Origin of the sequence: Sanguibacter biliveldensis (genome assembly GCF_033798665.1) — a bacterium.
GTDB lineage: Bacteria > Actinomycetota > Actinomycetes > Actinomycetales > Cellulomonadaceae > Sanguibacter > Sanguibacter inulinus.
Map to the genome: position 1 here is coordinate 1,332,121 of NZ_CP138359.1, position 12,880 is coordinate 1,345,000.

Annotated in this window: 10 protein-coding genes; 7 read left to right on the forward strand and 3 right to left on the reverse strand. The window is 67.2% G+C overall.

Annotation, left to right across the window (positions count from 1 at the left end):
• The first annotated feature begins 82 nt into the window (after positions 1-82).
• The 6 genes from SANBI_RS05685 (at position 83) to SANBI_RS05710 (ending at position 9,278) form a co-directional block, all read left to right on the forward strand.
• A complete protein-coding gene (locus SANBI_RS05685) occupies positions 83-3,901 on the forward strand; it encodes a hypothetical protein (protein WP_319159762.1) in 3,819 nt (1,272 codons plus the stop codon).
• Between the two features lie 90 nt (positions 3,902-3,991).
• Positions 3,992-5,341, forward strand: coding sequence for a hypothetical protein (locus SANBI_RS05690; protein ID WP_319159765.1), 1,350 nt, complete (start codon positions 3,992-3,994; stop codon positions 5,339-5,341).
• A gap of 162 nt (positions 5,342-5,503) precedes the next feature.
• Positions 5,504-5,854, forward strand: a complete 351-nt coding sequence (locus SANBI_RS05695) for an ArsR/SmtB family transcription factor (RefSeq protein ID WP_179913172.1) — start codon at positions 5,504-5,506, stop codon at positions 5,852-5,854.
• Positions 5,855-6,000: 146 nt separating this feature from the next.
• Complete coding sequence (locus SANBI_RS05700) at positions 6,001-7,488, forward strand: amidase (RefSeq protein WP_319159767.1); 1,488 nt, start codon at positions 6,001-6,003, stop codon at positions 7,486-7,488.
• A gap of 88 nt (positions 7,489-7,576) precedes the next feature.
• Positions 7,577-8,170, forward strand: coding sequence for a CueP family metal-binding protein (locus SANBI_RS05705; RefSeq protein ID WP_319159769.1), 594 nt, complete (start codon positions 7,577-7,579; stop codon positions 8,168-8,170).
• 262 nt (positions 8,171-8,432) lie between these two features.
• A complete protein-coding gene (locus tag SANBI_RS05710; protein WP_056131211.1) occupies positions 8,433-9,278 on the forward strand; it encodes an LLM class F420-dependent oxidoreductase in 846 nt (281 codons plus the stop codon).
• 156 nt (positions 9,279-9,434) lie between these two features.
• On the opposite strand, the gene SANBI_RS05715 is transcribed toward SANBI_RS05710, so the two are convergent.
• Positions 9,435-10,148 carry a HEAT repeat domain-containing protein gene (locus SANBI_RS05715; protein WP_319159771.1) on the reverse strand — a complete coding sequence of 238 codons (714 nt, stop codon included), beginning with the start codon at positions 10,146-10,148 and terminating at the stop codon, positions 9,435-9,437.
• 114 nt (positions 10,149-10,262) lie between these two features.
• On the opposite strand from SANBI_RS05715, the gene SANBI_RS05720 reads away from it, so the two are divergent.
• Positions 10,263-10,937 carry a DUF6766 family protein gene (locus tag SANBI_RS05720; RefSeq protein WP_319159773.1) on the forward strand — a complete coding sequence of 225 codons (675 nt, stop codon included), beginning with the start codon at positions 10,263-10,265 and terminating at the stop codon, positions 10,935-10,937.
• A gap of 15 nt (positions 10,938-10,952) precedes the next feature.
• On the opposite strand, the gene SANBI_RS05725 is transcribed toward SANBI_RS05720, so the two are convergent.
• Both SANBI_RS05725 and SANBI_RS05730 read right to left on the reverse strand, forming a co-directional pair.
• Positions 10,953-11,924 (reverse strand): carbohydrate ABC transporter permease, encoded by a 972-nt coding sequence (locus SANBI_RS05725; RefSeq protein WP_319159775.1) that lies wholly within the window; start codon positions 11,922-11,924, stop codon positions 10,953-10,955.
• On the reverse strand, positions 11,921-12,880 hold the full coding sequence (locus SANBI_RS05730; RefSeq protein WP_179912550.1) for a carbohydrate ABC transporter permease: 960 nt from the start codon (positions 12,878-12,880) through the stop codon (positions 11,921-11,923). Before SANBI_RS05730 ends, SANBI_RS05725 begins: the two co-directional genes overlap by 4 nt.

Sequence of the window (12,880 nt, forward strand, 5' to 3'; positions counted from 1 at the left end):
ACGCTCGCGATCCGCATCCATCGCTCGGCCATCCGGGGAATCGACCGCGGCCGAGAACCATGACGTCACGTAGGGGTTGACGATGAGCAGCAACAGCACTGTTCCGCTGAGGGAAGACCGGTTCTCACGTTCCACGACGAATTCACATGCTCGACGACGGCGGGTGCCGTCCGTCGAACCGGACGGTCTGAGCACAGTCGTGTTCTTCCCAGGGCTCGGGAGCCGGTCGGCATACCGTGACATCGATCAGCGCACCGTCGGTGCTGGCTCGACTGCAGCCCTTGAGGTCTATGAAGCAGCGGCCCACGCACTCGGGCAGGTTCACACCCCGCTCTCTCTGGCGACGGACGCGACGAGCCTGCCCGAGGATCCGGTCGAACGACAGGGGTATGTCGGGGCCGCCTTCTTCACGCACAACGTAGCGATCTATCGCGACCTGGAGCACCAGAGTCGGCGCGACGGAGCGTTGCAGTTCTCCGCCTACACGGGGGAGAGCTTCGGGATGCTGGTCGCTGCTGTGGCGGGCGGCTCCCTGAGCGTGAGTGATGGCGCGCTGCTGGCCTACGCGTTCACGCCGATACTCCTCGGTGCATCGAACGAGCATTCTCGGAAGGCGTCAGCAATCGATCTCAGTCGATATGTGCCTCGCTACCCAGCCGATGCGCTGCCAGTCTCCGAGCCGGCTCACGTCATCGCCCTACGCGGCCATTCAGACGACGTCGCGCGTCTGCTGGAGTCTCTCGAACAGCTCCACGGCACCGCGGTCGAGCTGCACAAGCGGTACTCGCCTCGTCAGTTCAACATCTACGTGAACGCATCGGCCATGCCCACGTTCGTCAGGGTCCTGGGGGCCTTTCCGGAGGTGACGGCTGAGGAGCTGAAGGAGGCCACGACCTTCCTGGCGCACTCCCGGCGGATGAGCGGGGCACGGGAGGCTCTTGACAGGTTCATCGAGGGGCACGGAATCGTGTTCTCCGATCCGCACACGCCGCTGATCTCGAACAGCGGAGCAGGGTTCCTGCTGACCGGAGACCAGGTCCGCAACGCGGTGCTCGCGATGGCCGACGAGGTCATGGACTCTCACCACACCACAGAGCTGATCGACGAGCTTCGGCCCGACGTCGTCACGGAGATCGGCCGCGGTGCCAAGTCTTCCCAGCTCCTCCGGGACAATGCTGTGCGCGCTGGTGCGATCACCATCAGCAACGGTGTGCAAGCCCGCGATCTCGTGCGCATGGCCGGTCTTGCCCGCCAGCTTCACGGAACCGTGCGGCAGCTCGACCACCGCGGGAGCGGGGACCTCCACGCTGCGGACGTCGCGGTCCTCCGTGATCTGACGATCTTCTCGTCTCGGGAACCGGCGTTCGACGCGTATCTCCGTAAGACCGCTCATGCGTTTGCCTTCGACTCCATCCGGCACCCCGAGAAGGTCATCGGTCCAGCGTCGACCCGGTTCCGGGAAGCGCTTCAGTACACGCTCGCCCACCGTGACCGGGTCGAACCAGGCGAGGTGGTGCTCGGTGCGCGAGTGCGCAAGCGACTGCTAGGTGATCCAGGGGAGATCGGACGCGGCTACCTCGAGCTACGCGTTCTTGCTGAGGACGGGTCGATCCGCGACGACGAGATCGCTCCGACTCTCGACACGGAAGTGCTCATCATCCATTTCGAGCGACCTGCTCGAGGACGGGTGGGCACCCAGATCCGTCACGCCGTGCGGACAGGTCTGCGGGGCGACCCGCTCGTCCAGCGCTCCCGAGATGCCGTCGACCGCCAGATGCAGGCCGACAGCTCCCTTAGAGAACCTGCCGGGCTGGCTGAGACTGTCGCTCGCACCGAAGCCGTCGAGCACGTCGTCTTCCAGCTGGCAATGTTCCATCTCTTGCAGCAGCACCGGCCCGGGCTCTTCGCCCACGGTCACGTCTTCCTCGAGGCGACCGATCTGTTCGGATGGGTAACCTCTCTCGTCATCGGCAATGCTGTCGCGCCTGGCGACGCGGTCGAGCTCCTCTCGCACGTCTTGCACACACCCTCCCAGGCCTCGGGACGGCTGCCCGAGCTCGTCGTCGCGATGTGCGAGAAGATCCAAGACTCCGAGCTTCCTCTGCTGTCCACGGCAGGCTCGTCCGTCCTCACGCGGGGCGGCCTGCGTCGAGAGACCATGGCCTTCCTGGAGCTCGCAACAGGTGGGCAGCCTCTACGCCCGGTCCGGCTGCAAGCCTCGGCGACCGTCATAGGTCTGGCCTATGGGAACCAGCTCCACCGCGTGAGCACCTCGCCCCATCCTCGGAACACTCTTCTGGTGCGTACTCCGGAAGAGCTGTGGGGCCACGGGCTCAACAGTGATCTGGATGCCGCCGAGTCCCACGCGCTGCTCAGCGCGACAAGCGCGCACCGGGCCGTGCGAGAGTTCGCGCAGACCCGCAACATGCTCTTCAGCGCGATCAACTCCTACATCCATCCCGGGGAGCAGGTTGTCGGTTTCGGTGCCGGTGGCAGTGAGTCCATGACGATCTTCTTCCGACGAGAAGGCAACGATGAGCTGCTCGTGCGGAAGGTCCTGAGCGAGGCATTGTCCACTGCGCGCTGGGACGCTGAGGGGACTGGCGTGATGCTTCCGCCTTTCACGAAGGCGAAGCGTCAGGCTGAGTACCTCGCAGCTCTGCCCGACGCGCTCGACGGTTTCCTGCCGGGGGTCAAGAATGTGATCGAACGTCAAGTGATGGCTGTCGAGGCCGGAGGTGACCCGCGGATCAGCCGCGAGCTCATCTATGAGATGACGTTCATTGAGGGTCTGGAAGTCGGACAGTTCGTCCGACGGCACCGCCCACCTGCTGCGGTCATCGCCAAGCTCTACGAGCAGATCATGACTTTCCTCCATCATGACGTGCACAGCCATCGCCGTACTCCCTCGCCTGGAGCCACGCTCGAGGAGCAGTACTTCCGGAAGATCGAGGATCGGCTGCAGCTGTGCCGCGAGACGGCCCCGAAGACGTTCAACCCTGAACTGCTCGACACCGACGAGATCATCATCAACGGTCGGCGATACCGCAACTACCGCAGCCTACTGAGCGCTTTCCGTGGAAATGCTGATTATGCGCAGCGCCTCGAGGCGCGAGTGCATTCGCTCGTGATCGGAGACACGAACACAGAGAACATCAAGATCGGAGACATCGTCCCGCTTCAGAGCGCGGCACAACTCATCCGCGAGGGTGCCCCTGCCTCTGAGGTCACGGAGGCTCTGGCGGCCATCACCCCCAGCAGCATCGGTCTCAAGTTCCTCGACCCGCGGGCGATCGGTTTCCGTTCCGAGGGCGCGCAGACCCTCGACGACCCCATGTACGACAACAAGCCCTGGCACAACTCGATCGGGCACTACGACGAGATGCACAACGAGTACTTCGATCTCGAGCTCACCAAAGCCAGTGTCGGCACACCGCGCATCGATGTCCGTTTCCACGAAAACAATCCATTCCAGAAGGTCTACAGGGTCAGAGACGTCACCGAGCTCGGGCTCGCTGTCGATCCGACGGCCCCGGACGGCATCGAGGACTATTTCGCCCAGGTCATGAGATCCGTCTACCAGAGTGATGACCGGACGAAGTCCCAGCACCAGGTCGACGATCCTCACTGGGTGATCCGCTTTGTGTTCGTCATGGGCACCCACTTCACTGCTATGCCCCCGTTCCATTTCGCCTCAGAGATTGACGGCAGTGTCATCGACTCTCCCGAGGTCCAGCGCCGGCCGCTGGCGATCTACTGCGAAGGTCTCAAGTGGCTCAACTGGGCTCTAGAGATGCTCGAGGGAACACGCACGGACTTCCTAGGTCTGCCGGCCATGACTGACCTCGCGCCGACTGTCGTGCCTGAGCAGCCCGATCCTTCAACTACCACGAGGACCTGAGCCATGTCGTATGTTCTTCGCCCGCCGACCTCCGGTCTCGACGATCTCTCTGAAGAGTCGCGCCTCATCGCGACCCCCTGGAGTCGAATCGTGCGAGGTATCGGGCTCGGCCAGTACCCCATCGGTTATGACCGAGCGACAGACGAGCTCATCGAACGCTCCGTCACGATGTTGAGCGACAAGCTCGACGGCGCGGACGACTACACCACCTTCTCTGCTGCACTGGTCGACCTGATCCTCACCACGGTCCGGCCACGCGGCACTGACGCGGCCGTCGACCGTGGTCCCCGGCTCGGGGTCGTTGCGTCGGCGGTCCGGGCGATCGAGAACCCCTACTCACGAGCGATTGCCGGTACGATCCTGCTCGACACCCTCTCCAAGCTCGACCTGCGTCTCGGTGAGGTGGCACGCGACGTCGCTCGGCAGGTCCTCGCTGCGGTGGATCAGATCAAGCCCGACGCGATCCAGGACGAGAACCAGGGGCGTCACGGAGACTACGAGAGGGTGTCTGCGTCAACAGCCATGTTCCTCGCCTTCGACCGTGCTGGGCTCGCCGACCTGCTGAGCGGTGAGCGCGACAGGATCTCGGAGGCTCTGGCTGCACTGGAGAACGTCCCCACCCCGTTCTTCCGGGGACGAGGCGGTGCCATGCTCATCGGTGCTATCGCGCTCCTGGGCCGGGAGGACTCCCTAGCCTCGAACGGGACAGCCGATTCCATCTTGGCAACGATGGACGCGGTCGATGACATAGGTCTCTACCCGACCTTCCCCAGCTCCATGTCCGAGGGCTTCATCAAGGCCTATCCGTTGCTGACTATGCTCAGCGCGCTCAGCACGCTGAGCGACCCTCATCGGTACGTCTTCTCCGGCACGGACCGACTGCAAGAGGCCACTGACCTCATGGCAGAGCTCGAACCCGTCGAGCGCACCCACATGGCGCTCTACTACGTGATGGCGCTCGAGAACCTCGGGCAGCGTGAGGCCTACCTGCCCGACCTCAACGCCTTTGTTGAGCAGGTGGTCGGACTGTGGCCAGACATCGATCCCGGCCGTGACTACTTTCTCTACGGCATCTCCTACGCCTACCTGATCCAGCTGGCATATCTTTCGGGCCGAGTCGATCTCATCACCGACACCATGATCAACCGGATGCTCGGAGCCTTCCGCTCTCTCGAAGTGACGCCGGAAGGTCGTGCGAACAGGCCGTACCCCTTCAGCTACGCCCTCAACGTGCTGACTGAGCTCGGACGCGGCGACCTGCTCCACACCCCTCATCCGGACTACGACGGCAGGTCGCCCTACAGCTGGGTGATCGAACGTCTGTCGGACGGTGGTCGAGAGGAAGGAGGGCGGCTCTACATGCTCGACCACGCACTCATCAGCTGGGCTCTGCGTCTCCGGGCTCCCAACCGGAGCCGAGAGACGAGAACGCCCCGATAGTCGCAGTTCGGTCGACGTTCCGCGCACGTGACAGGCGCCGGCCGACGTATGCGACGCGATGCACATGACGGTGACCGGGCCAGCCCGCCGCCTGTCGGCGGGTTGAACGGTGCTAAAATCATCGAAGTATCACGATGGATCGTTCTCGGAGAGAAGAGGGTCATGACACCGCCTACCGAGGACATCTCTGCACCCACCGAGAATCTCTCCAGCCTCGTCGAAGTCCTCAAGGTCCTTGCACACCCGATGCGCCTGAAGATCCTGCAGTGGCTGCGCGACCCGCGAGGTCAGTTCCCGGTGGAGCAGGGCATCGCGGACCCCGACGTGTACGGCATCTGCGTCAGTCAGATCACGGACAAGGCGCAGCTCGCACAGTCGACCGTCTCGTCGTTCATGCGATCGCTCGAGCGTGAGAACCTCGTGACCTCGACTCGCGTCGGCAAGTGGACACACTACAAGCGCAACGAGAAGCGGATCGCCGAGATCCGGGAGGCAGTCTCGCTCGCCCTGTAGAGGCGGATGAGCCGGGCGAGCGGGAGTGCGAGGACAGCTGCCGTAGTCCGTCGCAAAACAAGAGCATCGCGAGTGCGGTGGGTTCGCTCCTCGGTCGGCGAAGAGGTCTCTGCCAGGGTTCTGGAACGCGGACCTATGCTGGATCGATGACCAGCCTGCACGAGCGCACCGCGACCGAGATCAGCCGCCAGCTCCGCTCCGGCGAGCTCTCACCCTCAGAGGTGACCGAGCACTATCTGGGTCGGATCACCCGGCTGGACGGGGAGCTCGGGGCCTTCGTCACCGTGACCCCCGAGGCTGCCAGGCGACGAGCCGCGGACCTGGCGGCGGAGGGTCCGCCGTCAGCGGTCACCGACGCCCCGCTCTGGGCCCTGCCGATAGGCGACAAGGACCTCTCTGACCGCGCAGGTGTCCCGACGGGCTTCGGGTCGCGCGCCTTCTCTAGGCCCTTCCGGTACGTCCCCGAGGTGAGCAGCGACATCACCCAGGTGCTCGACGCCGCAGGCGTCGTGTCCCTCGGCAAGACGGCCGCCCCCGAGCTCGGCTTCCCCTCGTACACCGAGACCCTCGTCGGTCCGCCCGCTCGCAATCCCTGGGACCTGACCCGGGGCGCCGGGGGGTCGAGCGGTGGTGCCGCGGTCGCAGTGGCCGCCGGGCTGCTGCCCGTGGCACCAGGGTCTGACGGTGGCGGATCTATCCGGATCCCTGCCGCGGCCTGCGGACTCGTCGGCCTCAAGCCGACCCGTGGTCTCCTGCCGGCCGGGGGAGGGGTGGAGTCGCTCGGTGGCCTGGTGGTGCACGGACCGATCGCTCGCACCGCAGCCGATGCCGCGCTGCTGCTCGAGGGCATGCTGCCTCGCACCGCAGACGACCACGTGCCGCACCCGCGGACTCTGCGGACGCCTGCTGCGCCCGCCGGGTCGTACCTGGCCGCCGCAGAGAGCGGAGAGACACCCGAGGGTCGCCCGCTCCGCATCGGGCTGAGCACCTTCAGCTCGTGGGACGGCGCCTACGACATCGCGCTCGGCGACGAGGCGAAGACCGCGCTCCATGCCGGTGCGACTGCGCTCGGCGCGCTCGGGCACGACGTGGTGGACGCTCCTGCCTGGGACCCTGACCCGACCTACGCGGCGGCCTTCAGGACGCTGTGGATGGGTGGTGCGGCAGCCGTGCCGATCGACGAGCCCGAGCGCCTCGCCCTGCTCGAGCCGCTGACGCAGTGGCTGGTCGAGCGCGGCCGGGCTGTCACCGCTCGTGAGCTGGTCGAGGCCCTCGGGGCGCTCGCGGTCTTCGAGCGCACGATGGTCGCCCGCGTCGAGGCCTACGACGTGCTCCTGCTCCCGGCGATGGCGCAGACGCCGCGGCCGATCGGCTGGTACGACGCCACGGACCCTGAGCGGAACTTCGCGCAGCAGTGCGAGTACACGCCGTACACGTCGATGATCAACGTCTGCGGGCTCCCGGCGATCACCGTCCCGACCTACTGGACGGCGCCCGACGAGCACGCTCCAGCAGGCCTGCCGATGGGGATCCAGCTGGTCGGCCGGCCCGGCGGGGAGCGCACGCTCCTCGCCGTCGCCGCGCAGCTCGAGGACAGCCTGCGCTGGCCCGACCGCCACCCACCCGTCTGGTGACCTCGGGCACGGGCGCCGGGACGAGGCATGGTGCCACAGGACCTTCCTCCTAGCCTCGTCTGCGCGCCCGCGGGTGATGATGGGACGCATGATCTCTCGACGCCTTGCCGCCGTGCCCGTCGCCGTCGCCCTCCTGCTCGCAGGGTGCTCGTCGTCCGGCACCCCGTCCTCCGACTCCGAGACCGGTGCGCCGTCAGCGGCAGACGCCTCGTCCTTGCTGCGTGACTTCGGGCTCGACGGCATGGACACCCGAGAGGTGATCGACCACCTCGACAGGCTGGGGGGCGACGACCGACCGACCGACCTCATGGCATCGATCCGGACCGACGAGGTCGTCCTGTCCGACGGGACGCGCGAGACCACGCTGCCGATGCCCGCCGACGAGCTCTACGTCTCGATGGCACCGTACGTCGACCAGACGCACGACTGCTTCTTCCACAGCCTCACCACCTGCCAGGGTGAGCTGGTGAACGCAGACGTCGACATCCTCGTCCGCGACGACCAGGGGGAGGTCGTGCTCGAGGAGACCACGACCACCTACGCGAACGGATTTGTCGGTGTCTGGTTGCCACGCGACCTCACCGGGACGGTCGCACTGACCGTCGACGGACGGTCGGTCGAGGCTCCTCTGAGCACGACGGCGGACAGCGCTACCTGCCTGACGGGGCTGCAGCTGGCGTGACCTGTCCGAGCCCGCAGGTGGAGGGCTCGCGCGGAGCCGGGCCGTCCGTGGCCGGTACGCCGGCCCGGCGCGACATCGGCTCGTGAGCCGACAGCGCAGCGCGCGCCAGACTAGGCGACGGATCCCTGAGCCAGCGGCACCTGCACGGGGTAGATTGACGCGAGGGTCGACGGCGAGGCAGCCGTGACCCGTCCCGACCTGCGACGCCTGTCTGGCGCCATCTTCCTCGCCCGGTGGTCCTGGCCACCTGATCGGAGCCCCCATGACCTCGGAATCCTCGACCGAGAACGCCCAGCCGACAGGCGGCCCGCGCCGTCCCGTGCGCATCGGCGTGCAGATCGCGCCCCAGCACGCCTCGTACGAGAAGATCCGCGAGACCGCGGGTGCCCTCGAAGACCTCGGTGTCGACATCCTCTTCAACTGGGACCACTTCTTCCCGCTGTCGGGTGAGCCCGACGGTCTGCACTTCGAGTCGTGGACGATGCTCGCCGCCCTCGCCGAGCAGACCAGCCGTGTCGAGATCGGCGCGCTCGTCAACTGCAACAGCTACCGCAACGCCAACCTGCAGGCCGACATGGCCCGGACGATCGACCACATCAGTGCCAAGGGTGGCCAGGGCCGGTTCATCTTCGGGACCGGCTCGGGCTGGTTCGAGCGTGACTACGACGAGTACGGCTACGACTTCGGCACCGTGGGCACCCGCCTCGACGCCCTCGCCCGCGACCTGCCGACCATCGCCGACCGCTGGGGGAGGCTCAACCCGGCGCCGACCCGCAAGATCCCCGTCCTCATCGGTGGCGGTGGCGAGAAGAAGACGCTCCGGATCGTCGCCCAGCACGCCGACATCTGGCACAGCTTCAGCGACGCGGAGACCCTCGAGCGCAAGCTCGGCATCCTCGCCGAGCACGCCCGGGTGGTCGGCCGCGACGTGACCGAGATCGAGATCTCGACGGAGATCGGCAAGCGCAGCGTCGAGGAGGTCGAGGAGCAGCACGCCCTCGGCGCAACGCTCTTCACGATCGGCATCTCCGGCCCGGACTACGACATCTCGGGTGTCGCCGACTGGCTCGCCTGGCGCGACGCGAAGAACGCCGAGCACGCGGGCTGACCAGCCCTGCAAGGACTCGACGGCGGCCCACCACGCGATGCGCGTGGTGGGCCGTCGTCACGTCACGCGCGGTCCAGCCCGGTCGACGGAGCGCGACGTGCGGCTGCGAGGCCGGAGGTCCGACGGGCAGACCGTCGCCGGGCGACCGTCCTCGCCTCAGGAGCGCCGATCGAGGACCTTGCGCAACCGTGCCTTCGAGAGGTTGCTGCGCAGGATCCACACGACGTCGGGGTCGTCGTCCGCGCCGAGGGTGTCGAGGTCGAGCAGGCCCTCCTCAGGAGCTGCGACGATCGCGACGCTCCAGGCGTAGCCGAGCGCCTGGCGCAGGGTCCGCAGGTCGGGGTCTGTACGCAGATCTCGAGGGACCGCGCGGACCGAGGCCGTCGCCGTGCGGCACGTGTCGAGCGCGCAGCGTCTCGTCGCGGGGTCGGTGAGCAGACGGGGTTCGCAGATCCCGGCGACGGCGGCCCGTCGCACGAGCGGGTCTGGGTCCGTGACCCAGTCGGCGACGACGGACCTCAGGTCCGTGCCGTCGGCGTCGCCGACGATCTGGAGCGCCATGGCGGCTGCCTCCCGAACCCGCCACAGAGGATCGGCAGCGCGCTCGCGCAGCAGGGTCAGGACCTCGGTCCTCGCCGGACCGTCGGCGAGGAGCCGTCCCAGCCCAGCCGTGCCGCACATCCGCAGGTACTCGTCCGAAGAGCAGGCCAGGTCGAGGAGCGCACCCTCAGGGACGGTCTGCGCGACAGCCTCGACCAGGGCGAGGTTCGCCCGTGGACCCGGAAGTCCGGAGTGCTCCCGGAGGAATCGTGGGAGATCCTCCTGAGGTGTCTCCGCGATCTCTGCTGCCCAGCGGCGTGGTGTCCCCATGGCTCGACGCTAGCGACCTGGCGAGGGTGCCTGCGAGGGACCTTCGGGTCTTCACCCGCAGGTGCACCGTAGCCCGAGAGCACGGCCACGCCGGCCCCAGCGCGGCTGAGCGGGGTGGCGCGGCTGCGCCAGCATGGGTTGAGCATCTTCTTCGCTGTGGCCTTCGTGCTCGCCCTCGGCGGCCAGTCGGTCGCCGGGCTCGCCGCCTTCAACGAGGAACAGCTCGAGCACGGGGCCGCGGCGGTCTCGTACCTGGACTTCGTGACGTCCTCAGACTTCGTCGTGGATGTGGCCGAGAACTGGCAGTCGGAGTTCCTCCAGTTCTTCCTCTTCATCTGGGCGACAGTCTGGCTCGTGCAGAAGGGATCGCCCGAGTCCAAGAAGCCTGGGGACGTGGGCACCGGCACGGACGAGGAGCAGCTCGTGGGGGAGCACGCACGCCCCGACTCACCAGCGTGGGCCAAGGTCCGCGGGGCGCGCGGCTGGGTCTACTCGAACTCCCTGCTGCTGGTGATGGGGGCGATCTTCGTGCTCTCGTGGCTCGCCCAGGCCGTCGCGGGGATTGTCGTCTACAACGACGAGCAGGCGACCCACGGCCAGCCGCCCGTGTCCTTCGTGGGATACCTCGGCTCCGCGGACTTCTGGAACCGCAGCCTGCAGAACTGGCAGTCGGAGCTGCTGGCCGTCGGGTGCATGGTCGCCTTCTCGATCTTCCTGCGCCCACGGGGCTCGTCGGAGTCCAAGCCCGTGGGCACCCCGCACAGCACGGCGGCGGTCGAGTCCGAGTAGCCGAGCTCCGGCGCGTCAGCCCTTCGAGCCCGTCGTGGCCACCCCGTCGACGAAGTACCGCTGGCCGAGGAAGAACAGCAGGATCATCGGGACCGTCGTGAGCACGCCGGCCGTCACGACGACCTCCCACTGCGACTCTCCGCCAGTGCCGAACTGGTCGACGAGGGCCTTGAGCCCGCGGGGGATCGTGAAGGTGTCTGAGTCCTGGAGGTAGATCAGCGGACGCATGAGATCGGTCCACGACGCCTGCGCCTCGAAGAGGAAGGTGAGCACGATCGCCGGCTTGCACAGCGGCAGGGCGATCCGCCAGAACATGGTCCAGCTGCTGGCCCCGTCGAGCATCGCCGCCTCGAAGGGGTCGCGTGGCAGCCCGAGGAAGAACTGGCGCAGCAAGAAGATGTAGAAGGCGCTGCCGAAGAGGTTCCCGGCCCAGAGCGGCACGTTGGTCCCGACCAGACCGAGCTGGTTCCAGATGAGGAAGGTCGGGATGAGCGTCACCGCCCCGGGCAGCATCATCGTCGCGAGGACGAGCGTGAACAGAGGCCCGCGCCCGCGGAACCTGTAGAAGGCGAAGCCCCAGGCGACGAGGGCGCTGGTGAGCGTGACGGTGACCGCGGCGAGGGCGGTCACCACGAGGGTGTTGCCGAGCCACAGGGCGATCGGCGCCTCCTGCCACACCGTGAGGTAGTTCTCGACAGTGAAGGTCTTCGGGATCAGCCGGTTGTCGAAGACGTCGGACCGCGGCTTGAAGGAGGCACTGAGCAGCCACACCAACGGGTAGATGAACACGACCGTCAGCAGGACGAGGGTCGCGACCACCGCGGTGCGCAGAGCGATCCGTCCGGTGCGTCGGCGTGGGCGCTCGCGGGACGTCCCCGCCGGCGCGAGGACCGGAGCCTGGGGAGGAGGGCCGAGGACGGCGGCACCGATGCCCTCTTCAGGGTGCTCGTCGGCGCCGGACCTGTCGGCGACTGCGGGGGTGGTCATCGCTCTCCCTGGTAGTGGACGAGGCGCTTGGACACGACGAGCTGGACGGCGGTCACGGCCATGATGATGAGGAACAGCAGCCACGCCATCGCCGAGGCGTAGCCCATCTCGAGGAACTCGAAGCCCTGCTGGAAGAGATAGATGACGTAGAACAGGGCTGCATCGTTGGAGTACGACGAGCTCCCGGCACCGAAGTACGCGGTGTACGCCTCGGTGAAGATCTGGAAGGCCCCGATGGTGTTGATGACCACGACGAAGAACAGCGCTCCGCTGATCATCGGGATCGTCACCGAGACCGTCCGGCGCCAGTACCCGGCCCCGTCGACGCGGGCGGCGTCGTAGAGCTCGGTCGGGACGTCGCGCAGCGCCGCGAGCAGGATGATGACCGAGGAGCCGACGCTCCACAGGCTGAGGAGCACGAGCCCTGGCTTGATCCACGCCGGGTCCGTGGTCCACGCCGGTCCGTCGATGCCGAACCAGCCGAGCACCTCGTTGACGATCCCGTACTGGCCGTTGAACAGGAGCAGGAGCAGCACGCCCGCCGCGACGGGCGGTGTCATCTTCGGCAGGAAGAACGCCGTCCTGAAGAACCCCGCCGAGCGCCCGGCCTCGTTGAGCAGCAGGGCGAGGGCGAGCGCGACGAGCACGTACGCGGGCACCTGCAGGGCCGTGTAGACGAGCGTGTTGCGCAGGGACAGGGCGATCTTGGGGTCGTCGAGCAGCCGCTGGTAGTTCTCGAGCCCGACCATCTGCGGGTCGTTGATGACGTCGTAGTCCGTGAAGGACAGGTACAGGCTGTAGATGATCGGCCACGCCGTGAAGACGAGGAACCCGACGATCCACGGACTGATGAACCACAGGGCGGTGCGCCGTTCGCGGCGTTCCCGGGTCGTGCTCGCCGGACGCCGCCGGCGGGAGGTCCCGCCGAGCGTCCGGAGCGTGCTGGGCGCGGTCAT

Coding starts and splice junctions, on each gene's coding strand:
- SANBI_RS05730 (WP_179912550.1), bottom strand. CDS start 12,880: ATGACCGCGCCCAGCACGCTCCGGACGCTCGGCGGGACCTCCCGCCGG.
- SANBI_RS05715 (WP_319159771.1), bottom strand. CDS start 10,148: ATGGGGACACCACGCCGCTGGGCAGCAGAGATCGCGGAGACACCTCAG.
- SANBI_RS05705 (WP_319159769.1), top strand. CDS start 7,577: ATGATCTCTCGACGCCTTGCCGCCGTGCCCGTCGCCGTCGCCCTCCTG.
- SANBI_RS05685 (WP_319159762.1), top strand. CDS start 83: ATGAGCAGCAACAGCACTGTTCCGCTGAGGGAAGACCGGTTCTCACGT.
- SANBI_RS05695 (WP_179913172.1), top strand. CDS start 5,504: ATGACACCGCCTACCGAGGACATCTCTGCACCCACCGAGAATCTCTCC.
- SANBI_RS05725 (WP_319159775.1), bottom strand. CDS start 11,924: ATGACCACCCCCGCAGTCGCCGACAGGTCCGGCGCCGACGAGCACCCT.
- SANBI_RS05700 (WP_319159767.1), top strand. CDS start 6,001: ATGACCAGCCTGCACGAGCGCACCGCGACCGAGATCAGCCGCCAGCTC.
- SANBI_RS05710 (WP_056131211.1), top strand. CDS start 8,433: ATGACCTCGGAATCCTCGACCGAGAACGCCCAGCCGACAGGCGGCCCG.